This is a genomic window from Pectobacterium brasiliense, from assembly GCF_013449685.1.
GTDB lineage: Bacteria > Pseudomonadota > Gammaproteobacteria > Enterobacterales > Enterobacteriaceae > Pectobacterium > Pectobacterium brasiliense_A.
In genome coordinates, this window is record NZ_JACDSF010000034.1 from 11,355 (window position 1) to 37,541 (window position 26,187).

Consider the following 26,187-nt stretch of genomic DNA (forward strand, 5'->3'; position numbering starts at 1 on the left):
CATTGCGCTTGCTGTAACGTTTGTTTCATGTCGCAGAACATAGCACAAGATTGTCGGGATGATACAGATACCCCTTCCGGTCCTGCAGACGGACTTTCCACAGCAGTAAAAAACTGGAACGCCGTTTGCTTAAAGCTAAGGTTAATAACACTCACCCTACATAACATTTAAAAAAGGAATTCCGGCATGATGCAAAGCAATACCGCCCCGTTGGGCATGGCGGTGGCCCCTCATCATTTAGCCAGTGCCAGCGCCTTAGCCATTCTGCGTGAAGGCGGGAACGCCATTGAAGCCATGGTCGCCGCGGCAGCAACCATTGCCGTGGTGTACCCGCACATGAATGGAATCGGCGGCGACGGTTTCTGGCTGATTGTTCCACCGCACGGCGACCCTGTCGCCATTGATGCCAGCGGTGCCGCCGGGTCGCTGGCCTGTCGTGAATACTATCAGGGCGACAGCCACATTCCGCATCGCGGCCCTAAAGCAGCGCTGACCGTCGCGGGCACCGTAGGCGGCTGGCAGGAAGCGCTGGCGTACTCACAAGAGTTGGCCTATTCACAAGAAACAGACAGCCCCCCGATGCCGCTGGCCCGCCTGTTATCTGACGCGATCCGCTATGCGGCGGACGGTATTCCCGTCACGCAATCGCAGGAAGACGCGCTTACCCAGCGCTATCACGAACTGAGCGATTTCGCTGCCTTTAGCCAGCTCTTTATGCCGCAGGGGAATGTCCCGCGCGCAGGCAGCCGTTTCACGCAGCCGGATCTAGCCGATACCTTGACAACACTCAGCATTGAAGGGCTGGACAGTTTTTATCGCGGCTCCGTCGCCGCCCGGCTATCGAAACAGATGGCGCTGATCGGTATGCCGCTGACGGCTGAGGATCTGGCGAATTATCGCGCCAAACGAGCAGCACCGCTGGTGCTCAAGCACAGTAAAGGCGACATCTATAACCTCGCACCGCCGACGCAAGGTCTGGTGTCGCTCGCCATTCTCGGTCTGACCGATCGTCTGGAAATGGAAGATCTGAACGATAGCCAGACAATTCACCGCATTGTCGAGTCAACCAAGCTGGCGTTTGGCCTGCGCGACCGCTTTATTACCGACCCTCGTCTGATGACACAGGATGTGCAGGCGCTGCTGGAAAGCGATGCGCTCGGCGCGCTGGCCCGACAAATCGATACCCGCAACGCCGCACCGTGGGGAGAAGGCAAAGGCCCCGGCGACACGGTCTGGATGGGCGTTTGCGACAGCAGTGGCCTGTGCGTTTCTTTTATTCAAAGCATTTACCACGAGTTTGGCAGCGGCGTGGTATTACCGGGAACCGGCGTGCTCTGGCAGAACCGCGGTGCCTCGTTCAGCCTCGATCCCGAGCACCTGCTGGCGTTAGAACCGGGTAAGCAGCCTTTTCATACGTTAAATCCCGCCGCCGCGCGCCTGTCCGACGGACGGACGATGGTCTACGGATCGATGGGCGGTGATGGGCAACCGCAGACGCAGGCAGCGCTCTTCATCCGCCACGTCCAGCAAGGCATGCCGCTGCAACAGGCGATTACCGCTCCGCGCTGGCTGCTGGGCAGAACCTGGGGACAGGCCTCCGATACGCTAAAGATCGAAGATCGCTTTAAGCCCGCCACGGTGGATGCCCTGCGTCAGTTAGGTCACGACGTCGAGCTGCTGGGCAGTTTTAGTGAAACGGTCGGCCACGCCGGTGCCATTGTGCGACACACCAACGGCATGCTGGAAGGGGCGTTCGATCCACGCAGCAACGGCAGCGCGGCAGGTTTCTAGTTTTTTATTTAACCGGGAGAAAACAGGATGACGATGATCGAACACGATGCGCTGGCAGCCTATCTGCAACAGATGGAAACGCTACTGGCGCTGCAACTCAGTCAGGAGCGGCGTCAGGAGCTGCTTGTGCAGTTCAGCCGCATTCATACTATGGCGCAGCCGCTGATGGCTTTTCCTCTTGATGAGCATCAGGAGATTGCCGGGGTGTATACGCTATGAGTTTATACGCCAGAAGCGCGTCCTCATCGCTCTCGATCCGACAGATTCAGCAAGGTTTGCAGGCCGGCACGTTCTCTGCGAGAGAACTGGCACAGCAGACGCTGGACGCGATTGAGCAAGCCAATCCCACCATTAATGCCTACACCCATGTCACCGGCGAACGCATGCTGGCAGAGGCTGAATGTATCGACACGCGCCGCCAACGTGGAGAAACGTTACCGCCGCTGGCCGGTGTGCCTTACGCCGTCAAGAACCTGTTTGATGTCAGCGGTGAAACCACACTGGCAGGTGCCGAGCTTTTCAGCCAGCGCCCACCCGCTACGCAGGATGCTTTTGCCATCCGCCAGCTTTCCAGTCAGGGCGCGCTGCTGTCCGGCATGTTGAATATGGACGCCTATGCCTATGGCTTTACCACCGAAAACAGCCATTACGGCCCCACGCGTAACCCGCTCGACACACAGCGCATCGCTGGCGGATCGTCTGGCGGGTCGGCAGCGGCGGTCGCGGCCGGACTGGTTAACTTCACACTCGGCAGCGACACCAACGGCTCGATCCGCGTGCCGTCGTCGCTGTGCGGCATTTTCGGGCTGAAGCCGACGTTTGGTCGCTTATCACGCCACGGTAGCCACCCGTTTGTCGCCAGCCTCGACCACATCGGCCCGCTGGCGCGGCGTGCGGACGATCTGGCATTAGCGTTCGATGCATTACAAGGTCGCGATGAGCACGATCGTTTTCAGGCTAATCAGGAAACGCGGCATACCGCAGCGCAGTTGGAAACGGGCAGTGAAGAATTGCGCTACGCGGTGCTGGATGGCTATTTCTCTACCTGGGCCAGCGAGGAAGCCAACGCCGCCGTGCGCCAGATCGCACGGGCGCTGGGCGCCCAGGAGAGTCTGACGCTAACCGATGCCGCACTGGCACGCAGCGCTGCCTTTATTCTGTCAGCCAGCGAAGGCGGGAACCAGTATCTGCCTGACTTGCGTACTCAGCCCGAGCGCTTCGAGCCCCTGTCGCGTGAGCGGCTGCTGGCTGGCGCGATGATCCCCGCAGCCTGGTATGTGCAGGCACAGCGCTTCCGTAACTATTTCCGCCAACAGACGCTGGCGTTGTTTGAACATACCGACCTGCTGATCGCCCCTGCAACACCCTGCTCCGCCACGCTCATCGGGCAGGAAACCCTGCGCATTAATGATACCGACCTGCCCGTGCGCGCCAGTATGGGTATGCTGACACAGCCGATCTCTTTCGTCGGGCTGCCCGTCGTAACGGTGCCGGTGGCGACCGCCAACGGCTTACCGATAGGCGTGCAGATTATTGCCGCACCGTGGCGCGAGGACCTCTGCTTGCGGACGGCGTGGGCGCTTGAGCAGCAGAACATAACTTATACCCGTCATACTTCATGAGGAAAGAAAATATGTTGCCTGACGATATTAACCAGCCGGATGTGTTGGCCGACGTGACCGACGCGTTCTATCGCTACGAGAAAGCCCTAACGGGAAATGACATTGCGGTGCTGGATGAGCTGTTCTGGCACGATGAAAAAACGGTGCGCTACGGCGCGGGAGAAAACCTGTACGGGATCGAGGAAATCCGTGCTTTTCGCCTCGCTCGCCCTTCAGCCGGTCTGGACAGAACGCTGCGTAATACGGTCATCACCACTTACGGCCACGATATGGCCGTCGCCAGTACGGAGTTCACCCGCGCAGGCAGTACGAAGATCGGCCGCCAAATGCAGACCTGGGTAAAAATGCCAGAAGGCTGGCGCATTGTCGCCGCCCACGTCAGCCTGATGAGTTCGTAGCAATGAAAAAGAAAACAAGCGCAATCTCTATGCGCTTGTTTCAGTTCCCACTAATCTACTTATCCGCCAAATTAGGAGCATCTGAGGCTAGATAATATTTGCCATCAATAAGCACATATTCACCAGAAGCCAGCTTACGCTTTATCACATCACGCGCTGCCATTTGCAGCTTTTTCCCCAAGGCGAAAAATGCCTGTTCCTGAAGACTTAACGTCGTAATATCGTGTGAGGATGACATAGCTTCTCCTATCTGAACCAAGTCGATTAAATGACTGCATACCAGGGATACGAATGTTAAATCTGTTTTTCCCTGCTAACCCCAGTAAACCATCATATAAATCCGCGAGATCGATTTTCCTTTTCCCCGAAAGGTCGGGAGCTGCGCACCAATAGTAAGCACCAGATCGGGAAACATTGTAGTGGTCAAAAATCGCTCTGGCAACCGACGTAATCACCTTTAGAATTTGCCCAGAATTGAGCTCAACATGCTGATAAGCTTCCAAACGCTCTTGATTCTCAACTTTATCAAAAGCCACCGTCCAAAGACCCGACTGGGGCATTTGAAAACCAGGTATGTTATGTTTCTCATCAATCCCTTTATTAAGCAATTCGTCCGCTGACTGGAGTTTCTGGAAACCAATGGCATATACCATGCCACCAACGATAAACTGACGCATAAGCAACTCACCATTCCCTGTATAGTCTTCGAAATCATGGTATTCCCAAGTGACCACGTTTAGCTTTTCCTTAGCAGAAATCAGATGAGCAGATAACCAAAATACCTTTCTTGTGACAATGTCCTTATTTCTCTTTCTGGTTTTGCTTCGCAATTTTTAAAAACACGCAAAATCCCCACTTACCGCTGGTTGTTACTCCCTAAATATGACAGATATATTATTCAGAACACTCTCATTTATTGGTGGGAATTAACGCAATCATTTTACCCGCAATATCTTTGCTATACTGTATAAAATACCGACAGATATCATAAGTAAAAAATGTACCTACGTCGGTCTATTTGAGTGTCTATAACCCGAAAAATGTGATTTATTTATCATATTATTCTATTAGTGAAATTCACTATAAATCGCGGTTTATCCACCATCATAAAAGGTTATATCCCCTGCGAATCCAACGCGTAAAAACCAACAGATAACACACTGTTATAAAAAGAATTACCCTTTCAATGAAAAATCATAAAGATCACGTAAATCATGAAGATAAGTCAGTAATAATAGCGTTACTGTTATCGCGAATATTCGCCTTCCAGGAAACGTCCCTGAGGCAATCAAGGGTTGTCTCAGAATCTGAGTATGGTAGGGTAGATTATGTTTAATCATTATCAGGGCTACGTTATAGAATTATAAACGACATAGGAAAAAAATAATTTCATGGCAATTAAACTTGAAGTAAAGAATCTTTATAAGATATTTGGCGAGCATCCTGACAGAGCATTTAAACTGATTGATAAAGGCCTGAGCAAAGATCAGGTATTTGAAAAAACAGGGCTTACTGTCGGCGTGAAAGATGCCAGTCTGGCCATTGAAGAAGGCGAGATATTTGTCATCATGGGATTATCCGGTTCCGGCAAATCAACCATGGTACGCCTTCTCAATCGTCTGATCGAACCCACTCGGGGTAAGGTGCTGATCGACGATGAGGATATCTCCAAGATATCCGATACCGCGCTGCGTGACGTACGCCGCAAGAAGATCAGCATGGTGTTTCAATCCTTTGCGCTGATGCCGCATCTGAACATCCTCAACAATACCGCGTTTGGTATGGAACTGGCTGGCGTGCCAAAAGCGGAACGTGAGCAAAAAGCGCTGGATGCCTTGCAGCAGGTTGGTCTTGAAGCCTACGCCGCGTCTTACCCGGATGAGCTGTCCGGCGGGATGCGGCAGCGTGTCGGTCTGGCACGTGCGTTAGCAAATGACCCCGATATCCTGCTGATGGATGAGGCGTTCTCCGCACTCGACCCGCTGATCCGTACTGAAATGCAGGATGAGTTAGTCAAACTCCAGTCTCGTCATAAACGCACGATCGTCTTTATCTCGCACGATTTGGATGAAGCGATGCGCATCGGCGACCGCATTGCCATTATGCACGGCGGTGAAGTCATTCAGGTCGGAACACCCGATGAAATCCTGAATAACCCAGCCAATGACTATGTGCGCACCTTTTTCCGCGGCGTCGATATCAGCCACGTGTTTAGCGCCAAAGATATCGCTCGCCGTCGTCCGGTCACCTTAATCCGTAAAACGCCCGGCGTGGGCCCACGTTCCGCGCTGAAAATCCTTCAGGACGAAGACCGTGATTACGGCTACGTGCTGGAAGGCGGAAAACGCTTCATTGGTGTCGTCTCGATTGATTCACTGAAGCAGGCGCTGAAAGAACAGCAGCCGCTGGAACAGGCGTTACTGCCCGAACCTGTTCCCGTGCCCGCAGATATGTCACTCAACGAGCTGATTTCTCAGGTCGCACAGGCTCCCTGTGCCGTTCCTGTCGTCGGCGAAAATCATGAGTACATTGGCATCATTTCCAAAGGAATGTTGCTACAGGCACTGGATAAGGAAGGAGTGACCAATGAGTAAATCAACATCAAATCCGTGGGACAACACCACGGCACAACATCAGCCAACCGATCAAAACGCAGCCCCTGAACAGGCCAATGGCGCACAGCAAAACGATCCGTGGGCGGCCAGCACGCAGAGCGCACCAGCCGATGGCTCAACCCCCGCGCAACATGGCACGACGCCGGACCACACAGCGCAGGGCGATCCCTGGTCCACCAGCGCGCCTGCTCAGGATGCACCAGCTAACGGCAGCGATGCCTGGAGCACCGCACCGGCTCCCGATGGTTCCGCCGATGCCGCCCATCAGGCGGCGCAATCCGGCAGTGACTGGCTGAATAACGCCGCACCTGCGACGCCCGAGCATTTCAACCTGCTCGATCCGTTTAAAGACACGCTGATCCCGCTGGACAGTTGGGTCACCCACGGCATCGACTGGGTTGTGCTGCACTTCAGACCGATCTTCCAGGGCGTTCGCGTCCCGGTTGATTTTATTCTGGGCGGCTTCCAGCAGTTTCTGTTGGGTATGCCCGCGCCGATCGCTATTCTGGTGTTTTCGCTGCTTGCCTGGCAGATGTCCAGCCTCGGCATGGGTGTCGCCACCCTGCTGTCTCTGATCGCCATCGGTGCGATTGGTGCCTGGTCGCAGGCTATGATCACGTTAGCGCTGGTACTGACTGCGCTGTTCTTCTGTGTGCTCATCGGGCTCCCCATGGGGATTTGGCTGGCACGTAGCGAACGGGCGGCGAAGTTTATTCGCCCGCTATTGGATGCCATGCAGACAACGCCCGCGTTCGTCTATCTGGTGCCTATCGTCATGTTGTTCGGTATCGGTAATGTGCCGGGCGTCGTGGTGACCATTATCTTTGCCCTGCCACCGATTATTCGCTTAACGATTCTGGGTATTCGTCAGGTGCCGGCCGATTTGATCGAAGCTGCCGAGTCATTCGGCGCGAGTCCGCGCCAGATGCTGTTTAAGGTTCAGCTCCCGCTGGCCATGCCGACCATCATGGCGGGTGTTAACCAGACGCTGATGCTGGCGCTGTCGATGGTGGTTATCGCCTCGATGATCGCCGTAGGCGGTTTGGGCCAGATGGTACTACGCGGCATTGGTCGTCTGGATATGGGTCTGGCTGCCGTTGGCGGCGTCGGGATAGTTATTCTGGCGATTATTCTTGACCGCCTGACGCAGTCTCTGGGACGCGATCGCCGCAGCAAGGGCAACAAAAGCTGGTACACCAGCGGCCCGATTGGCCTGTTGGCCCGTCCTTTCATCAAGCAATAACGCACGATAAAAACAGAGGGAATCATGATGCGTAACACCACACTTTGGGCCACCGCCCTGACTACCGCCCTGTTGAGTACGCAGGTTTACGCCGCAGACACCGCGCAACCTGGTAAAGGTATCTCCGTTATTCCGGTGCAAAGCACCATCTCCGAAGAAACGTTCCAGACGCTGCTGGTCAGCCGTGCGTTGGAAAAGCTGGGCTATGACGTGCAGCCTCCGCGCGAAGTGGACTACAACGTGGCCTACACCTCAATTGCCTCCGGCGATGCGACGTTTATCGCCGTGAACTGGGATCCGCTGCACGCCGATCAGTACAAAGCCGCTGGCGGGGACGCGAAATTCTACCGTCAGGGTGAATATGTCTCCGGTGCTGCACAGGGTTATCTGATCGATAAGAAAACGGCTGATAAATACAAAATTACCAATATTACGCAGCTAAAAGATCCGAAAATCGCCAAGCTGTTTGATACCAATGGCAACGGCAAAGCCGATCTGACGGGCTGTACGCCGGGCTGGGGATGTGAAGCGGCGATTAATCATCACCTGCCTGCCTATGGCTTAACCAACACGGTAGAACATAATCAGGGTAACTATGCGGCAATGATTGCCGATACCATCACCCGTTATAAAGAAGGCAAGCCGATTCTGTACTACACGTGGACGCCGTACTGGGTGAGTGATGTGCTGGTACCGGGACGTGACGTAGTCTGGTTGCAGGTACCTTTCTCTTCCCAACCGGGAGAAATGAAAGATGTCAGCACCAAACTGCCTAATGGCGCTGACTATGGCTTCCCTGTCAACACGATGAAGATTGCCGCGAATAAAGCGTGGGCCGAGAAAAACCCGGCTGCGGCGAAGCTATTCGCTATCATGAAGCTGCCGATTGCTGACGTAAATGCGCAGAACCTGCGTATGCACGAAGGCCAGGGTTCACAGAAAGATATCGAACGTCATGTTGATGGTTGGATCAACGCCCACCAGCAGCTGTTTGACGGCTGGGTGAAAACCGCCGCCGACGCCGCGAAATAATCACCGATAGACGAGCGCCCCTTTCCGCGAAAGGGGCGTTTTTCATTGATGGGCGATAATTACGGCAGGTTAACGATTTCGACCCAGTTCGCGCCTTTTCCAGTCGGGTATTGCCCGACTCGCACTAAATCCCCGTTATCCTGATTAATGCGATACACCGACAGCGATGTCGATTTTTCACCGCTGGCGATCAGGAATTTCCCGCTTGGATCGATCTGAATACCGCGCGGCTGCGTTTCCGTCGGGTAGCGTGTAATGTATTGCAACTGCCCAGTTTTCGGCTCTACCCGCAGCAGCGCAATCGTGCTCTTGGTGCGTTCCGATACGTACAGGAATTTTCCATTTGGCGTCAGACGTAAATCAGCGCTCCATATCTGTGGACGGCTGTCAGTGCTATTTTTATCTGGCGTAACGGTTCCCGCTCGCATCCCCGCATCGGCCGGCACGGTGTCCGTGTAATCCAACAGTGTGAGCTGCCCTGTATTTTCATTCAACGCCAGACGCGCGACTTTGCCGGACAGTTCATTGCTCACGTAGAGCGTTTTATTATCTGGCGATAACACCAGATGGCGCGGTCCGTTTCCTTTAGGCAGCTTAATTTCTGCCGGTTCATTTGGCGTCAGCGTGCCGGTTTTCGCATCAAACCGGAACTGTACGATTTGGTCGCTGCCCAGATTGCTGGCAAAAACGAATTTATTTTTGCGGTCGGCAATAATACTGTGTGCCTTCTCGCCTGTTGGCACCACGGTAACGACACTTGCGTTCACTTTACCGTCTTTATCAATACCATTAACCGCGACTTTATTACCACCATACGAGGCGCTGAACAGCCACTTTCCCGTGCGGTCCGTCGAGGTGTAGGCCATGCTGTCCGGCAGTTCCGCTTTGCCTAATGGGCTCAGCACGCCGCTTTTAGGGTCGATTTTATAGCTAACCGCCGAGTAAGGAATGCCACGCGTCGCAGCATAGAGGAAGGATTTATCTGGGCTAACGGCCATCGGCATCACTTTCGCACCTGCGGTGGCTTTCCCAATAGCGGTTAATTCACCGCTTTGCGTATTGAGTGTGTAGGCATCAATGACGCCGTCAGTGGCAGCAGAAACGTAAACGGTCGTTACCGCCTGTGCGCCCACCGACCACAGTGCCGCTGCGGGCAGAAGTGCACATCCCATTAACACTGCAACGCTTTTTTTCTTAAATACCTGATAATGCTTAAGCATAATGTCCCCTGTCGATGATGTTATGACGCTGGCGATAAGCTAAATCAATATCATTAAAAACAAAACAAACTTAAGAAGCGTAAAGATATTCTGGTATCTCATTAAGCTCTGCCGGATACTATACCCTCTGCTTTTAACATCATATTAACGTTCATACTATGTCTCTTCAGCAACAATCTGTATCACCTCAGCAGCAACCGGGGCTTAGCCTGTCTTTGACCCTGATTATGTCTGTCGCGACCGGTCTTGCCGTCGCCAGTAACTATTATGCCCAGCCGCTGCTGGAGACCATTGCCAGAGTCTTTGCGCTTTCCGTCAATCAGGCTGGGTTTATTGTCACCGCCGCGCAGTTGGGTTATGCCGTCGGTCTGCTGTTTTTGGTGCCGCTAGGGGATATGTTTGAACGCCGGACGCTCATTGTCAGCATGACGTTACTCGCCGCAGGCGGGATGCTGATTACCGCCTCTGCGCCCACGCTCTGGATCATGATTGCGGGTACGGCGTTAACCGGTCTGTTCTCCGTTGTCGCACAGTTGCTGGTGCCTCTCGCCGCCACGCTGGCGACGCCGGAAACGCGCGGTAAAGTCGTGGGCACGATTATGAGTGGCCTGCTGCTGGGGATTCTGCTGGCGCGTACCGTCGCGGGTGCACTGGCTTCACTCGGTGACTGGCGCACCGTGTACTGGGTGGCCAGCACGCTGATGGTCATCATGGCGCTGATTCTGTGGCGGGCATTGCCGCGCATTCCTCAGCAAAACACGCTGAACTATCCGCAACTGCTCGTCTCAATCTTCCGCCTGTTCTCCACCACCCCGCTGCTGCGCACGCGTGCCATCCTGGGCTGTCTGTCCTTTGCGAACTTCAGCATTCTATGGACGTCGATGGCCTTCCTGCTGGCCTCACCGCCATACGGTTATTCCGAAGGCGTTATCGGCCTGTTCGGTTTGGTTGGTGCGGCCGGAGCCTTAGCGGCATCACGTGCCGGACGTTTAGTCGATCAGGGCAAAGCCAAGCCGACCACAAGTGTAGGGATTATCCTGCTTTTGCTGTCGTGGGGCTTTATCGCGCTCGGTATTCATTCCGTGGCGGCGCTACTCATTGGCATCATCGTGCTGGATCTGGCGGTTCAGTGCGTACACGTAACCAACCAGAGCGTGATCTACCGTATGATGCCTGAAGCGCGTAATCGCCTGACATCAGGCTACATGACCAGTTATTTTATCGGCGGCGCACTGGGATCGCTCCTTTCCGCCTCGGCTTACCAGCAGTGGGGCTGGCTCGGGGTCTGTGCCGCAGGCGGCATTATCAGCCTGTTGAATCTGCTGGTGTGGTGGCGAAGCCATCATCACGAAACGCAGGAAGCGATGGCGGCACTATAAACCGTCGTATTTACAACACAGACCTTCGTATTTGCAACACGCTCGCGTGAGACTGTCTTATTTGAGACAGTTTCTCGCGAGAAAATTATGCCCGATACCATTCCATCAAAAACCATCACGCCTGTTACGCAATAACGTGAAATTCCGGTGACGCTTTGCTAGTGTTATCGGTTAATTTCCTTTAAGAACAAAACATATCAAGCTAGTGAAGACATTAACCTCATCTGCCCCGACAAAATCTGCGTCTTTTAGCGAAGGCGTCTTTGACAGCCTGCCGATTGTTATCGGCTACATGCCCGTCGCATTCGCGTTTGGCATGAACGCCGTCAAGCTAGGTTTTACCCCGCTGGAAGGCATTTTCCTTTCTTGCATCATTTACGCTGGGGCCAGCCAGTTCGTCATCACCGCCCTGCTCAGCGCAGGCATGTCCATCTGGGTGGCGGCGTTGACCGTCATGGCGATGGATGTCCGCCATGTGCTGTATGGTCCTGCATTACGGCATCGTATTTCGCAGCGGCTGCCGACCCGAAAAACCGCGTTGTGGGCGTTCGGCCTGACGGACGAAGTCTTTGCCGCAGCCGCCACCCGCCTGGCGAAAGATAACCGCCGCTGGTCAGAAGAGTGGATGATGGGTGTGTCACTGCTCGCCTGGCTCTCATGGGTACTCGGCACGGTGATCGGAGCCGTGTTCGGTAACGGCCCGTTGAATGATTACCCTGCCGTCGAAGCGGCGCTGTCTTTCATGCTGCCCGCACTTTTCCTGAGCTTTTTACTCGCGTCCTTCAGGCGGAAACAGAGTCTGGTGGTCGCCTGCGCGCTCGGCGGCGCGCTGCTTGGTCTGCTGCTTTCCTCCATCCCAGCCGCAATACTGTTCGGCATTCTCAGCGGCTGTCTGGCTTCGCTGGTGAATCCTGCCACGCCACAGGTGAATGCATGAGTACAGAAGTCATGCTTATCGGGCTGATTGTCGGGCTGGTGAACTACCTCTTTCGCTATCTGCCGCTACGGTTGAGCGCCTCACGCGCTTCCGGTTCGCTGCAACGCGGTAAGAAAGCGCTGTTGCTTGATAGCATCGGCATTGCTTCCATTTGTGCGCTGCTGATTGTTTCCAGCGTGCCGGATATTCTCGCACATCGTGAAAAGCTGCTGCCAACGCTGGTAGGATTCATTACGCTGACCGCCTGTTTTTATAAAACCCGCAGTATCGTCTTATCAACGTTACTGGGCGCGCTCTGCTACGGCATTGCCTTTAAACTGCTTTGAATCCGCCGTGCGAATTATCAACTAACATTTTGATTTAAATAAAGTAATCGGTGAATAATCTTCATTTTAAGCGATTCTCCGCTTACTTTCTGTCACAGAAATAAGCACAATTTCCCACCTTAATGCCGTTTACCCAGTTAGTAACATTAGTTACTATGCACTCCGTGATTAATGAGGTTTATATAAAAAATGGACAGTTCATTCACTCCTATAGAACAAATGCTCGACCTGCGTGCTTCGCGTAAGCCCGACTTCCCGCGTCAGGAAGTGCTATTACTGCGTTTATTCATGCACGTTCAGGGCAAAATCCTGGAACACAGAAACCGAATTTTGAAAGAACAGGGCATCAATGAAACCCTCTTCATGGCATTGCTGACGCTGGAATCTCAAGAGTCTTATAGCATTCAGCCTTCTGAGCTCAGTGCCGCACTGGGATCGTCACGCACTAACGCGACGCGCATTGCCGACGATCTGGAAAAAAGAGGCTGGATTGAACGGCGTGAAAGCAGTAGTGACAGACGCTGCCTGCATCTGCATCTGACAGAAGAAGGCAAAGCATTTCTTGGTCAACTGATTCCACCGCAGCACCATAGCCTCCATGTGCTTTGCTCCGTGCTTGAATCTGGTGAGCAAAAGCAGCTCGAAAGCCTGATGAGAAAGCTGCTGGTCCGGCTGGATGAGATGGACGACTCAGTCAACGACTAACAGAAAAAACAACAAAAAAATAGTCAGCACTTTTCCACCCGGAATAACCCAATGCTTATGTATCGGGCCGAGGCGTTTTGCTGCGAAAAATAGGCATGACCTCTCCGTAACCGCGACATGCGGCTTAGCACAACGGCAATCTTACGCTCCGGGCGGGCGACCTTAAGCCCCCCGGGCCGCACAGCAAAATGAATTCACTGCGACTATCGCCAGACTGCTCTGTCTGGTGCGATAGCCGATACAAAGAAAATAAAAAGAGAGAGAACAGCATGAGTGAAAGTGTGGGAAATCAGGTGCCGCAGACACCACAGAAAAACAAAAAACAGCAGCGCAAACGCGTGTTATCACTGCTGACGTTTATTTTCGTCGTGCTGGGCTGTGCCTGGCTGGTTTACTGGTTCTTGGTGCTCAGACACCACCAAAGCACCGACGACGCCTACGTCGCAGGCAATCAGATTCAGATCATGGCGCAGGTCAGCGGCAGCGTCACCCATGTTAACGTCGACAATACCGATTTTGTTAAGCAGGGACAGGTGCTGGTGGAGTTAGATCCGACCGATGCCCAGCAGACGTTTGAACGCGCGAAAACCGAGCTGGCCAACAGCGTCCGCCAGACGCACCAGTTGATCATCAATAGTAAGCAGTATCAGGCCAATATTGAGCTGCGCCAAACCGAGCTGAACAAGGCGCAAAGTGACTTAAGCCGCCGGGAAGCACTCGGCAGCGCCAATGCTATCGGACGTGAAGAAGTGCAGCATGCTCGCGATGCTGTCGCAACCGCCAAAGCCGCACTGGAAGTCGCCAGACAGCAATATCAGGCGAATCAGGCAATGATTCTGGATACGCCGCTTGAGAAACAACCCGCCATACAGCAAGCCTCTGTAGAAATGCGCGATGCCTGGCTGGCGCTACAACGCACCAAGATCGTCAGCCCGATTGACGGCTATGTCTCACGCCGCAGCGTGCAGATTGGGGCGCGTATCTCTTCGACATCAGCGCTGATGGCCGTCGTTCCTGCCAATCACCTGTGGGTCGATGCGAACTTCAAAGAGACACAGTTAGCCAATATGCGTATCGGTCAACCGGCTACCGTGATCGCGGATATCTACGGTGACGACGTCGTGTATCAGGGAAAAGTGGTCGGCCTCGATATGGGTACCGGTAGCGCGTTCTCTCTGCTACCTGCGCAGAACGCGACGGGCAACTGGATCAAGGTCGTGCAGCGCCTACCCGTGCGTATTGAGATCGATCCGAAGCAGGTCGCCGAACATCCGTTGCGTATCGGCCTGTCCGCGCTGGTTAATGTCGATACCGCTAATACCGAAGGCAGCGCGTTAGCAGAAACGTCACGCACCACACCAGCCTATCAAAGTGATGCGCTGACGTTGGATCTCACGCCTGTTAATCAGGAAATCAGCGCCATTATTCAGGCAAACGCCGGTTAAGCGGGCAGGAGAGAAACGTGCAGAGAGAACCGCTTAAAGGCGCGAGTCTAGCCTGGATGACCGTTGCTCTGTCGCTGGCAACGTTTATGCAGGTGCTGGACTCCACCATCGCCAACGTCGCTATTCCGACCATCGCCGGTAATCTGGGTGCGTCCAACTCACAGGGAACGTGGGTCATCACCTCGTTCGGGGTCGCTAACGCCATCTCTATTCCTATTACCGGCTGGCTGGCTAAACGGTTTGGGGAAGTCCGCCTGTTTTTGTGGTCAACGGCACTCTTCGCTCTGACGTCCTGGCTGTGCGGAATATCCACCAGCCTGGAAATGCTGATTTTCTCCCGCGTGTTGCAGGGGATTGTCGCTGGGCCGCTGATCCCGCTGTCACAGAGTTTGTTGCTCAGCAATTATCCTCCTGCCAAACGCAGCATCGCTCTGGCGCTGTGGTCAATGACAGTAGTCGTCGCGCCGATCTGTGGCCCGATTCTGGGCGGCTGGATTAGCGACAACTATCACTGGGGTTGGATATTCTTCATCAACGTTCCGCTCGGCATCGCCGTGGTATTTATTGCTATGCAAATGCTGCGCGGGCGGGAAACCAAAACCGAGATCAAACCCATCGATACCATCGGGCTGGCCTTGCTGGTTGTCGGCATCGGCAGCCTCCAGATGATGCTCGACCGCGGAAAAGAGCTGGACTGGTTTAACTCGACGGAAATCATCACCCTGACCGTGGTGGCGGTGGTTGCAATCGCGTTCCTGATTGTCTGGGAGCTAACCGACGACCACCCGGTGGTGGATTTGTCGCTGTTTAAGTCGCGCAACTTCACCATTGGCTGTCTGTGTATCAGCCTCGCCTACATGTTTTACTTCGGGGCGATCGTACTCTTGCCGCAGCTGTTGCAGGAGGTGTATGGCTATACCGCCACCTGGGCTGGGCTGGCATCCGCCCCCGTTGGGCTGATGCCGGTGGTGCTGTCGCCGATCATCGGTCGATTTGCTCCGCGTCTGGATATGCGCAAACTGGTGACGTTCAGCTTTATCATGTACGCCGTCTGTTTCTACTGGCGAGCGTATACCTTCGAGCCGGGCATGGATTTCGGCGCATCGGCCTGGCCGCAGTTTGTTCAGGGGTTTGCCGTCGCCTGCTTCTTCATGCCGCTGACGACCATCACGCTGTCAGGCCTTCCGCCGGAACGTTTGGCAGCAGCATCGAGTTTGTCGAACTTTACCCGAACGCTGGCGGGCTCGATTGGAACATCGATTACCACCACACTCTGGACACAGCGTGAATCGCTGCACCATGCACACCTGACGGAATCGATCACGCCGTATAATCCGATCGCGCAGGAAACGTACCAGCAGCTTCAGGCGATGGGGATGAGCCAAACGCAGGCCTCGGCCTACATCGCAGAGCAGATTACCGCACAGGGGCTGATTATCTCCGCCAACGAGATTTTTTGGGCCGCCGCAGCCGTATTCCTGATACTGCTGGTGCTGGTCTGGTTCGCTAAACCGCCCTTTACCACTGGCGGTGGAGGCGGTGGCGCGCACTAACTCGCCGTAAGTTTTCTGTCCCCTTCTGTCAGCAACGGGCCGAAGGGGAATTCTCTTTTCCCCTTCCCACCGTCCCCTGATGACTCGAATACATCCCCCATTCTTATAGCGCTGTAGCGAATAAGGATTTACAGATTCGGGATAAACATATTTTCACATTCCGATTACAATGCGCCTCTTTTATTCGGGGATTACGTGGTTCTTCTATGTCACAGGTTTTACATTTCATTTTGGCAACGGTAGCCATTTTTTTGCTGGCACTGCTCGTCAGTCACGACAGAAAACGCATCCGCCTGCGCTTTATTGTGCAACTGTTGGTGATTGAAATTTTGCTAGCCTATTTCCTTTTGCATTCCAGCATCGGGCTTAATGCGATTAGTTCCTTTGCTGGTTTGTTTGAAAAGCTATTATCTTTCGCCAATCAAGGAACCGATTTTGTTTTTGGCGGAATGAACGCACAAGGGCTTTCCTTTATCTTCCTCAATGTGCTCTGCCCTATCGTCTTTATTTCTGCGCTGATCGGCATTTTGCAGCACTGGCGCATTTTACCGCTGATTATCAAAGGTATCGGCACACTGCTGTCCAAAGTGAACGCTCGGGTTGCGCAGATATGAATCTCATCCCTGAGATTCCCCCTTTTAGGGCTGTCGTAAGCGACGTTCAAAAACGTTCCTGACGTTTTTGTCCATGGCGCAAACGCTTTACTCTTCTATCCCATTATCACCGTTCTTGTTCTGTCTATGGGATTACAAACTATATGAATCAGAAAGCGACGCAGGCGGGAGTATCAATCCGCATGACGGATTCCTGCGCGAAACGTGATTTATAAATGGTACGCAGCGCTTCAATATCACGCTCTTTATCAGCGCCGTGAATCAACATCAGCGCCTTACTGTTCTCTCGGGCAACCACGCCATCGTTCCCCAGCCATTGCCCTTTGGCATCAAACACCGTCAGGCCTTCTTTAAAGCGCGGCGTAACGTCACCATCCAAAAACGCTTTCCACTCGGCCTCTGAAATCACCGGGCCAGCGGGACGATTCAAACCAAAATAAAGCGTGGTCTGCACCTGCTTATCGCCAATCTGACATGCATCAGCGGCTGGCGTAGCGGCAACGGACGAGTGCGGCAGCGAATGGCAACCGCTTACCAGCAATGTACCCAACAGCAACGATACCGCGATAACTTTCTGCTTCATCAATCGTCCTCTCATCCGTGGTTACACCGACTCAGGGAGCCAATTCTCCCTGTGCGTCGATGCGTGATATCAGGCCTGATTCTGTCGCCACCACTCGGACAGCAAAATGCCCGTTGCGACCGAAATATTCAGACTTTCAACTTTACCGGTGCCGCCGATAGAGACTTTTACATCACCCTGTTGCCAGGCGCTATCCGACAGACCATCGCCTTCCTGGCCCAGCACGATCACAGTTTTCGCCGGAAGCGTCGCTTGCGACAATGCCGTACCTTTATGGCTGGAGGTGGTCACGATGGTATAGCCTGCGTTACGGAACGCCGTCAGCACGGACAGGAAATCGTCAGCGTTAATCGCTTTAACGTGTTCCGCACCACCTTCTGCCGTACGCACGGCCGCGCCGGATTCCAGCAGCGCCGCATCCTGCACCAGAATACCTTTCACGCCGAAATGCGCGCAGCTGCGCATAATGCCGCCGAGGTTGTGCGGGTTACCCACATCTTCCAGCGCCAGCACACAGTCGTGCTCGCCAGCCGTTTTCAGGTACTCACGCACATCCAGTCCCTGACGCTTTTTAATCAGGAAGCAGACACCGCCGTGGTGCTCAGTGCCGGAAGCCTTAATCAGCTCGTCCTCTTCCACAACGTGGTAAGCCTTGCGGTTTGCCGCCATCCAGCGCAGTGCATCGCGGAAACGCGGCGTCACTTCTTGCAGGAACCAGGCACGAACGATCACTTCAGAGCGGTTTTTAAACAGCGCCTGACAGGCATTTTCACCGTAGACACGAGTTTCTTCCTGACGCTGGCGACGCAACTGCTCAGGATCGATATGGCTTTTGCCAGTGATCCCGCCATGGTCCGGCGTTTCACTGTCGCTCGGCGCACGAGACACGGTTTTCCACGGGGATTCATACCCTCCCGTCTCTTCACCGCGTGGACGACGCGGACGATCACCACTACGTTCATTACGATCTTTATTGCCCCACGGCGATTTCGCATTGCTATCGCCGTCGCGGGACGGATTTTCCCGGGCATAGCGCGGGTTAACGTCGCGCGGATGCTTCGGCTTTTCGCGTTGATCGCGAGAGCCACCGCCATCACGCCGATCGCCACGGCGATCTTTGTCAGCTGGGCGCTTGTTTTTATTCTCTTTCTCGCCCTCATCATCACTGCGGACGTACATCACACGGACTTTGCCGCTTTTACTATTGAATGAATCGCTCATTGTTCTCTCCACCTACGCGCTGGGCGCGAAGATTACCTTATGTACACCCGCTTAGCCACACGCTTGTGGTAAAAGAGCGCTAACAGTCAGAAGCTATTGTAGCTATTGGGCAAACCACGTTGTTGCCATAATGTCTCCCCACCATAATTTATTCACGCTTAAGCAACATGCCGTTGACTTTCCAATGCCGCATTGCGCGCATTTTATCAGCGACATCTTTATTTTAGCCCTTTTATCTGAGGCCCTGTTATGAATACGGTATGTGGATCTTGCCAAACAACCAATCGCCTGCCAGAAGAGCGTGTTGATGACCATGCAAAGTGTGGTCGTTGCGGAGAAACCTTATTCAGCGGTGACGTTACCAATGCCACAGAAGCGACGCTCGATAAGCTGTTACAGGACGATCTTCCCGTCGTGATCGATTTCTGGGCCCCTTGGTGTGGCCCCTGCATCAACTTTGCTCCGGTGTTTGAAAACGTTGCGCAAGAGCGTAGCGGGAAAGTCCGCTTTATTAAGGTCAATACCGAAGCCGAACCGGCACTCAGCGCACGTTTCCGCATCCGCAGTATTCCAACCCTCATGATCTTTAAACAGGGCCAGATGGTCGATATCCTCAACGGCGCACTGCCAAAAGCACAGTTCGAGAGCTGGCTGGACGAATCGCTGTAGAGAATTAGGGTAGGAGCATAGGTATTATTGCCTCCTACCCTTTTGGTCAACCCGCCTGTCGATTAGAATGTCGCCTTTCTGAATCAGCTTCTCAATGATGAAAACGAAGCCGATTCGTTGCAGAATCTCATGGCGTCATTTATTTCATGCTCAACCATCCTTTAATGGTCAACCGTCCCCTCATGGACAATGCCGTACTCCGTCTGCGCCAGCAACGTCTTGAGCAGTCAACCAAACCGTTCCGCGCCCGTGGCTGCCGCGTAGTACGCTGTCAGCAGTGTTTATTACCCGCAACTAACTGCCTGTGCCACACCATTCAGGCCCAGCAATCTCGCAGCCGATTCTGTCTGGTAATGTTCGATACCGAGCCGCTAAAGCCAAGCAATACCGGACGTCTTATCGCCGATATTCTCCCTGAGACACAGGCGTTTCGCTGGTCACGCACCGAGCCCGATCCCGAGTTGCTTGCTGCCCTGCAAAACCCAGACGTTCAGCCGTATCTGGTTTTCCTTGCCGATGCCGCCGAAGCAGGACGTCAGGTGTTTCACCAGCTTCCCGTAACGGAAAAGCCCGCGCTATTTGTCTTACTCGATGGTACGTGGCCGGAAGCGCGTAAAATGTTCCGCAAAAGCCCTTATCTGGACAACCTGCCGATCCTGTCACTGAATGTAGAGGCACTCTCCCGTTATCAGCTGCGCGAAGCCAGTAGCGCAGGGCAGCACTGCACTGCCGAAATTGCCATCGCCCTGCTCGCGCAGGCGGGGGATATCGTCGCGGCCGACGCGCTATCACAGCATTTTGACCGTTTCCGACGACACTATCTGGCGGGGAAATCACACCACAGCTTGCGGGAAAATTTACCCATCGTCACAACACAAGCGGCAGAAAGCGTTTAGTATCAAAGGGGATTGATCTAAAGGAGTGACGCATGAGCCAGCGCGGATTGGAAGCACTGTTACGCCCTAAGTCTATCGCCGTTCTCGGCGCGTCAGAAAAGCCGGGACGAGCCGGTTTTCTGATGATGAAAAATCTGCTGGACGGCCATTTCAGCGGCCCCGTGCTGCCTGTTACGCCGAAATATCGTGCCGTTTGCGGCGTTCTGGCCTACCCGACGGTCACCAGTCTGCCGATGACGCCCGATCTTGCCGTGATTTGCACCAACGCCAGCCGTAATCTGACGCTGTTAGAGGAACTGGGACAGAAAGGCTGCAAAACCGTCATCATTCTCTCCGCGCCGCCGACCCAGTTCAGCCAATTAAAGGCCTGCGCCGTGCGCTATCACATGCGCCTACTTGGCCCCAACAGCCTCGGGCTACTCGCGCCCTGGCAAGGCCTGAATGCCAGTTTCTCCCCTGTCCCGATTATGAAAGGAAAACTAGCGTTTATCTCGCAGTCGGCCGCCGTGTCCAACACCATACTGGACTGGGCGCAGCAGCGCGGTATTGGCTTTTCCTATTTCATCGCCCTAGGCGACAGCCTGGATATCGATGTCGACGACCTGTTAGATTTTCTGGCACGTGATGGCAAAACCAGTGCGATTCTGCTGCATCTGGAACATATTAGCGATGCGCGCCGCTTTCTTTCTGCTTCTCGTAGCGCATCCCGAAACAAACAGATACTGGTGATAAAAAGCGGGCGCAGTCAGCAGGCACAGCAGTTGCTGAATGATCAGCGCCACGGTCTGGATGCCGCGTATGATGCAGCCATTCAACGCGCTGGCTTACTGCGGGTACGCGATACGCATGAGCTTTTTTCCGCAGTGGAAACCTTAAGCCACCTGCGGCCGCTGCGCGGTGAACGTTTAATGCTGGTGAGCAATGGCGCATCACCCGCCGCACAGGCGCTGGATCAGCTCCTCAGCCGACAAGGCAAACTGGCACAGCTCAGCGAGGCGACCCGACAAGCACTACAAGAAACGCTGCCGCCAACCGTCACGATTGGCAATCCACTCGATCTGCGTGATGACGCGACAGCAGCACGCTATCAGGCAGCGGTTTCGGTATTACTGGACAGCGATGAAGTCGATGCACTCTTGATCATTCACGCGCCCAGCGCCGCCGCCCCCAGTACCGATAGCGCTGCACAATTGATTACGCTCTTCCAACAGCATCCGCGTGGGAAGAGAACTACGCTACTGACCAACTGGTGTGGTGAATTCTCCTCGCAGGAAGCACGACGTTTGTTTAACGACGCAGGCATTCCGACCTATCGCACGCCGGAAGGCGCGGTAACGGCATTTATGCATATCGTCGAATATCGGCGTAATCAGAAACAGCTAAAGGAAACCCCAGCGCTGCCGCTGAATTTAGGCATCAACGCCAGTCAGGCACATGCGCTGATTCATCAGGCGCTGTCAGATGGCGTGACGCAGCTCGATACGCATGAAGTTCAACCCATCCTGCAAGCCTACGGTTTGGATACGCTACCCACCTGGATCGCGGACGACAGCGCAGAGGCCGTCCATATCGCCGAACAAATTGGCTACCCAGTTGCGATTAAGCTGAGATCGCCCGATATTCCACATAAGTCGGAAGTTCAGGGCGTCATGCTGTATCTGAGAACCGCCAGAGAAGTCCAGCAGGCGGCCGATGCTATTCTTGACCGAGTGAAACGTACCTACCCACAGGCACGCATTTACGGCCTGCTCGTGCAGAGCATGGCAAATCGTGCCGGTGCGCAGGAGCTTAGGATTGCCGTCGAGCAGGATCCCGTTTTCGGTCCACTGATTATGCTAGGAGAAGGCGGCGTTGAGTGGCGAGAAAAACAGGCTGCCGTTGCCCTGCCTCCGCTGAATATGACGCTGGCCCGTTATTTGGTGCTGCAAGCGGTAAAAGGCGGAAAGATTCGAGAATACAGCGCATTGCGTCCACTGGACATTCCCGCGCTCAGCCGCTTGCTGGTTCAGGTATCCAACCTGATTCTCGACTGCCCTGAAATTTCCCGGCTAGATATTCATCCTCTGCTGGCATCCGGGGACACCTTTACGCTGCTGGATGTCACGCTACATCTGACGCCGTTCAGTGGCGATCCGCAGTCAAGGCTGGCAATCCGCCCTTATCCACACGAGTTGGAAGAAACGGTTACCCTCAAAAACGGTGATAGCTGTCTGTTCCGACCCATTTTGCCGGAAGATGAACCGCTGCTCAGTTCGTTCATTGCAAGAGTGACGAAAGAAGATCTGTATTACCGTTATTTCAGCGAAATTAATGAATTTACTCACGAAGACTTAGCCAATATGACACAAATTGACTACGATCGTGAGATGGCATTCGTTGCCGTGCGCCAGCTCGGCGAGGAGAGTGAAATTATTGGCGTGACGCGTGCGATTTCCGATCCAGATAATACGGATGCAGAATTTGCCGTGCTGGTGCGCTCCGATCTAAAAGGGCTGGGCCTTGGCAGACGCCTGTTGGAAAAGCTGATTGATTATGCCAAAGCGCATGGTCTCTCCCGCTTGACCGGCATCACCATGCCGCATAATCAAGACATGATTCAGCTGTCCAAAAAGCTCGGTTTTCACATCGACGTACAATTAGAAGAGGGAATTGTGACGCTGGCATTGCCGCTGAAGAATTGATAGCAAGACGTGACATGGCTCTTGCAACGGGAATTGTGATACCGATTCAATGGCAAAACAGACTCACAACAGCCGAAAAGTAATGGTATTATCGCCCATTCGGCTACTCCTTAACTTTTGATAATATACCCTAATACAGCTCGACGTATGGTGGGTATAAACTGATGAGAGAAGAAACGCACTGTGATGCTGTCAAATTTTAAACGCAATAAATACCAACAGCACCTTGCACAACTGCCCAGAATTCCCCAGAACGCAGATGATGTTCAGACGTTGCATTCGCCTGAGCTTTTCCGCACGACGCTGATCAACGCCATTTTGAGTGCTAAAAAACGCATCTATATCGTAGCGTTATATCTTGAGCGTGATGACGGCGGCATGGGAGTTCTATCCGCAATTTATGAAGCCAAACGGCAGTGCCCAGAGCTGGATGTCCGCATTCTGGTAGACTGGCATCGTGCTCAGCGCGGCAGGATTGGCGCAGCGGCAGAAAATACCAATGCCGACTGGTATTGCGATATGGCGAAAAAACATCCAGACACGCATTTTCCTATCTATGGCATTCCTGTCAACACGCGTGAAGCATTGGGCGTGCTGCACCTGAAAGGATTCATTGTCGATGACACGGTCATCTACAGCGGAGCCAGCCTGAATGATGTTTATCTGCACCAACATCAGAAATACCGTTATGACCGCTATCAGCTGATTCATAATCCGGTATTGGCCGATACGATGGTGCAATATATCCAGACCATGCTGACGGCTCCGGCAGTACAGCGATTGGATCATACCGATCGCCCGAAAAGTCTGGAAATAAAAAATGATATCAAGCAGTTCCGCCAAACGTTACGTACTGCCAATTATCAGGCTCCGGAACACAGCACGGACGCGAACGAATTAACCGTCACGCCATTGGTCGGGTTAGGAAAACAAAGTCCGCTGAATAAGACCATCCATCACCTGATGTATTGCGCTGATGAGCATGTGGTTATCTGCACCCCGTATTTCAACCTGCCAGCGCTGCTGGTGAGAAATATCATCCGGCTATTACGAGACGGTAAAAAAGTAGAAATTATTATCGGTGATAAGACCGCTAACGATTTCTATATTCCAGAAGATCAGCCTTTCAAAATCATCGGCGCGTTACCGTATCTCTATGAGATCAACCTTCGCCGCTTCCTGAGTCGTCTGGAGCGCTACATTGAGAATCAGCAGCTTGTTGTGCGGCTATGGAAAGACGGTGATAACAGCTTCCACCTGAAAGGCATGTGGGTAGATGACAAGTGGCAACTGTTGACGGGAAATAACCTTAACCCACGCGCATGGCGTCTGGATCTGGAAAATGCCATCCTGATTCACGATCCTCAGAAGGTTCTATTGCAGCAACGTCTGGACGAGCTGGACACGATCAGGACGCATACTCACGTCGTGCAAAGCTATACGGAGCTGGAAAGCATTGCGCAATATCCCGTGAAAGTCCGCAAACTGATACGACGCTTGCGCCGTATCCGTATCGATCGACTCATCAGTCGTATTCTCTAAGACCCGCGATCTGCTTTAAAAAAACCTCGGAAGCCGAGGTTTTTTATTGTCATTTGTGAGCCTGGCCGGTGCAACTACCGGCCAGGCATTATAGCAGCGATATGAAAACTAAAGCTTCATTCCCTTGCCTCTGCGATGCAGCGTCAATGACACAATAAACGCAATCGCCCCCATCACTGATACGTACCAGAAGAAAGCCGTTTCCATACCAAACGATTTCAGCGAAAGTGCAACGTACTCAGCCGAACCACCAAACAGCGCATTAGCAACCGCATAAGATAAGCCGACGCCCAACGCCCGGACTTCAGGCGGGAACATTTCTGCTTTTAAAATGCCGCTGATAGACGTGTAGAAACTGACAATAATCAGTGAAAGCATGACTAACGAGAAAGCAATGACAGGACTAGTCACACTCTGCAATACAGTCAGGATAGGAACCGTCAGCAATGCCGCGAGCCCACCGAAACAGAGCATGGAGCTACGACGGCCAATCTTATCCGACATCGCACCAAAGAACGGCTGTAGCAACATAAAAATAAACAGTGCGAGGGTCATTAACCCACTAGCCGTTTTCGCATGCATTCCAGCCGTATTCACCAGATACTTTTGCATGTAAGTGGTAAACGTATAAAAAGCTAAAGAACCACCGGCCGTAAAACCCAGTACGGTAATAAAGGCGCGGCGATGTTTCCACAAACCCGCAAGTGAGCCAGCATCTTTATGTCCGCGAGTCGTTTTATCAGACGTTTCATTCAAAGAGCGACGTAAATAAAGCGCGACAATCGCTAAAATAGCGCCGAGAGCGAAAGGAATACGCCATCCCCACGCCCGCAAATCTTCATCACTCAGTATCTGTTGTAATATAACAACGACTAACAGCGCCAGTAGTTGGCCACCAATCAGCGTGACATACTGGAAAGAAGCATAGAATCCCTTCCGTCCCTCAACGGCAACTTCACTCATATACGTTGCGCTAGTGCCGTATTCTCCACCGACAGAAAGCCCCTGAAATAAACGGGCTAATAACAGTAAAAAGGGAGCCCAGGTGCCAATGGTTTCATATCCCGGTAAACATGCAATAACCAAAGATCCAAAACACATCATGCAGACTGAAATTAGCATTGAATTTTTACGACCATGCTTGTCTGCAATGTAACCGAAAAGCCAACCGCCTATTGGTCTCATTAAAAAGCCTGCTGCAAAAACCCCTGCGGTTTGTAGTAATTGAGTGGTGGTATTTCCCGAAGGGAAAAAGATATGGGCAAAATAGATTGAGCAAAAGGAATAAACATAAAAATCAAACCACTCAACCAAATTACCCGATGAAGCACCAACTATAGCTCGGATACGCTGACGCGTATCTTTCGCATTTTCCGTTAGATCAGTCATCTTATTTTACTCTCCTGTTTTTCCGAGCATAAAACGATGCCCGCTATAGTAAAGCGGCACTTAAACCCTGAGGCAACAAGTTCCTGATTGTAATAATTTATTAATGTAACAACGCAAACAGTGCTTTTATTACCCTTAACTGAAACACGGATAAATAAAACAGCACAAACAGGACGTTATTATGAGGTGGGTTAATAAGAAGATAAGCGAGTCTATTCAGGTAAAAGGAAGAGTTTACGATCCTGAAATAGAAATAAATAAAAGGCCATCCTATTAAGGATGGCCTTTTATCTTAATTAAAACCTGGCAGTTCCCTACTCTCACAT

22 protein-coding genes and 1 pseudogene are annotated in these 26,187 nt (G+C 53.1%); 18 read left to right on the forward strand and 5 right to left on the reverse strand.

Annotated elements, in window-relative coordinates; genetic code table 11:
- Window positions 1-186 precede the first annotated feature (186 nt).
- The 4 genes from H0248_RS14620 to hpxZ are packed head-to-tail and all read left to right on the forward strand — an operon-like array spanning window position 187 to window position 3,811.
- Window positions 187-1,791: a gamma-glutamyltransferase family protein gene (locus H0248_RS14620; protein WP_180786462.1), complete on the forward strand. Its 1,605-nt coding sequence runs from the start codon at window positions 187-189 to the stop codon at window positions 1,789-1,791.
- Window positions 1,792-1,818: 27 nt separating this feature from the next.
- Window positions 1,819-2,010 carry an oxalurate catabolism protein HpxX gene (hpxX, locus tag H0248_RS14625; protein WP_180786463.1) on the forward strand — a complete coding sequence of 64 codons (192 nt, stop codon included), beginning with the start codon at window positions 1,819-1,821 and terminating at the stop codon, window positions 2,008-2,010.
- Window positions 2,007-3,413, forward strand: a complete 1,407-nt coding sequence (locus H0248_RS14630) for an AtzE family amidohydrolase (protein ID WP_180786464.1) — start codon at window positions 2,007-2,009, stop codon at window positions 3,411-3,413. Before hpxX ends, H0248_RS14630 begins: the two co-directional genes overlap by 4 nt.
- Before the next feature lie 11 nt (window positions 3,414-3,424).
- Window positions 3,425-3,811, forward strand: coding sequence for an oxalurate catabolism protein HpxZ (hpxZ, locus tag H0248_RS14635; protein WP_180786465.1), 387 nt, complete (start codon window positions 3,425-3,427; stop codon window positions 3,809-3,811).
- Window positions 3,812-3,960: 149 nt separating this feature from the next.
- Here hpxZ and H0248_RS14640 read toward each other — a convergent pair whose 3' ends face one another.
- The gene (locus tag H0248_RS14640) at window positions 3,961-4,545 is read right to left on the reverse strand and encodes a hypothetical protein (protein WP_039277072.1); all 585 of its coding nucleotides are present in this window, start codon (window positions 4,543-4,545) and stop codon (window positions 3,961-3,963) included.
- A 657-nt stretch (window positions 4,546-5,202) separates the two neighbouring features.
- Here H0248_RS14640 and proV point away from each other — a divergent pair.
- Genes proV through proX form a run of 3 tightly spaced genes read left to right on the forward strand, consistent with a single transcriptional unit; the run spans window position 5,203 to window position 8,701 of the window.
- Window positions 5,203-6,405: a glycine betaine/L-proline ABC transporter ATP-binding protein ProV gene (gene proV, locus H0248_RS14645; protein WP_180786466.1), complete on the forward strand. Its 1,203-nt coding sequence runs from the start codon at window positions 5,203-5,205 to the stop codon at window positions 6,403-6,405.
- Window positions 6,398-7,669, forward strand: coding sequence for a glycine betaine/L-proline ABC transporter permease ProW (proW, locus tag H0248_RS14650; RefSeq protein WP_180786467.1), 1,272 nt, complete (start codon window positions 6,398-6,400; stop codon window positions 7,667-7,669). The genes proV and proW overlap by 8 nt, the downstream gene beginning before the upstream one ends.
- Before the next feature lie 27 nt (window positions 7,670-7,696).
- Window positions 7,697-8,701, forward strand: coding sequence for a glycine betaine/L-proline ABC transporter substrate-binding protein ProX (proX, locus tag H0248_RS14655; protein WP_180786480.1), 1,005 nt, complete (start codon window positions 7,697-7,699; stop codon window positions 8,699-8,701).
- Between the two features lie 59 nt (window positions 8,702-8,760).
- Here proX and H0248_RS14660 read toward each other — a convergent pair whose 3' ends face one another.
- A complete protein-coding gene (locus H0248_RS14660) occupies window positions 8,761-9,921 on the reverse strand; it encodes a lactonase family protein (protein ID WP_180786468.1) in 1,161 nt (386 codons plus the stop codon).
- Between the two features lie 158 nt (window positions 9,922-10,079).
- On the opposite strand from H0248_RS14660, the gene H0248_RS14665 reads away from it, so the two are divergent.
- From H0248_RS14665 to H0248_RS14695, 7 genes and pseudogenes are all read left to right on the forward strand, one after another.
- Window positions 10,080-11,300: an MFS transporter gene (locus H0248_RS14665; protein ID WP_180786469.1), complete on the forward strand. Its 1,221-nt coding sequence runs from the start codon at window positions 10,080-10,082 to the stop codon at window positions 11,298-11,300.
- A 205-nt stretch (window positions 11,301-11,505) separates the two neighbouring features.
- Window positions 11,506-12,237 carry an AzlC family ABC transporter permease gene (locus H0248_RS14670; RefSeq protein WP_180786470.1) on the forward strand — a complete coding sequence of 244 codons (732 nt, stop codon included), beginning with the start codon at window positions 11,506-11,508 and terminating at the stop codon, window positions 12,235-12,237.
- Entirely contained in the window at window positions 12,234-12,563 is a 330-nt protein-coding gene (gene ygaH, locus H0248_RS14675; protein ID WP_180786471.1) for an L-valine transporter subunit YgaH, read from the forward strand. The genes H0248_RS14670 and ygaH overlap by 4 nt, the downstream gene beginning before the upstream one ends.
- 189 nt (window positions 12,564-12,752) lie before the next feature.
- On the forward strand, window positions 12,753-13,268 hold the full coding sequence (mprA, locus tag H0248_RS14680; RefSeq protein ID WP_180786472.1) for a transcriptional repressor MprA: 516 nt from the start codon (window positions 12,753-12,755) through the stop codon (window positions 13,266-13,268).
- 269 nt (window positions 13,269-13,537) lie between these two features.
- The gene (gene emrA, locus H0248_RS14685) at window positions 13,538-14,713 is read left to right on the forward strand and encodes a multidrug efflux MFS transporter periplasmic adaptor subunit EmrA (protein ID WP_180786473.1); all 1,176 of its coding nucleotides are present in this window, start codon (window positions 13,538-13,540) and stop codon (window positions 14,711-14,713) included.
- A 17-nt stretch (window positions 14,714-14,730) separates the two neighbouring features.
- Window positions 14,731-16,266, forward strand: coding sequence for a multidrug efflux MFS transporter permease subunit EmrB (emrB, locus tag H0248_RS14690; protein WP_180786474.1), 1,536 nt, complete (start codon window positions 14,731-14,733; stop codon window positions 16,264-16,266).
- 206 nt (window positions 16,267-16,472) lie between these two features.
- Window positions 16,473-16,859, forward strand: a pseudogene (locus tag H0248_RS14695) (Na+ dependent nucleoside transporter N-terminal domain-containing protein); the annotation flags it as partial.
- Window positions 16,860-17,028: 169 nt separating this feature from the next.
- Here the strand turns inward: H0248_RS14695 and H0248_RS14700 are convergent.
- Both H0248_RS14700 and H0248_RS14705 read right to left on the reverse strand, forming a co-directional pair.
- Entirely contained in the window at window positions 17,029-17,463 is a 435-nt protein-coding gene (locus tag H0248_RS14700) for a DUF3574 domain-containing protein (protein ID WP_180786475.1), read from the reverse strand.
- Window positions 17,464-17,532: 69 nt separating this feature from the next.
- On the reverse strand, window positions 17,533-18,684 hold the full coding sequence (locus tag H0248_RS14705) for a tRNA/rRNA methyltransferase (protein WP_180786476.1): 1,152 nt from the start codon (window positions 18,682-18,684) through the stop codon (window positions 17,533-17,535).
- Between the two features lie 249 nt (window positions 18,685-18,933).
- On the opposite strand from H0248_RS14705, the gene trxC reads away from it, so the two are divergent.
- From trxC to pssA, 4 genes are all read left to right on the forward strand, one after another.
- Window positions 18,934-19,353 (forward strand): thioredoxin TrxC, encoded by a 420-nt coding sequence (gene trxC / locus H0248_RS14710; protein WP_039277103.1) that lies wholly within the window; start codon window positions 18,934-18,936, stop codon window positions 19,351-19,353.
- Window positions 19,354-19,535: 182 nt separating this feature from the next.
- Window positions 19,536-20,249, forward strand: a complete 714-nt coding sequence (locus H0248_RS14715; protein WP_180786481.1) for a tRNA-uridine aminocarboxypropyltransferase — start codon at window positions 19,536-19,538, stop codon at window positions 20,247-20,249.
- A 32-nt stretch (window positions 20,250-20,281) separates the two neighbouring features.
- The gene (locus H0248_RS14720; RefSeq protein WP_180786477.1) at window positions 20,282-22,930 is read left to right on the forward strand and encodes a bifunctional acetate--CoA ligase family protein/GNAT family N-acetyltransferase; all 2,649 of its coding nucleotides are present in this window, start codon (window positions 20,282-20,284) and stop codon (window positions 22,928-22,930) included.
- A gap of 186 nt (window positions 22,931-23,116) precedes the next feature.
- Entirely contained in the window at window positions 23,117-24,472 is a 1,356-nt protein-coding gene (gene pssA / locus H0248_RS14725) for a CDP-diacylglycerol--serine O-phosphatidyltransferase (RefSeq protein WP_039288574.1), read from the forward strand.
- 108 nt (window positions 24,473-24,580) lie between these two features.
- On the opposite strand, the gene H0248_RS14730 is transcribed toward pssA, so the two are convergent.
- Entirely contained in the window at window positions 24,581-25,861 is a 1,281-nt protein-coding gene (locus H0248_RS14730) for an MFS transporter (RefSeq protein WP_180786478.1), read from the reverse strand.
- Between the last annotated feature and the right edge of the window lie 326 nt (window positions 25,862-26,187).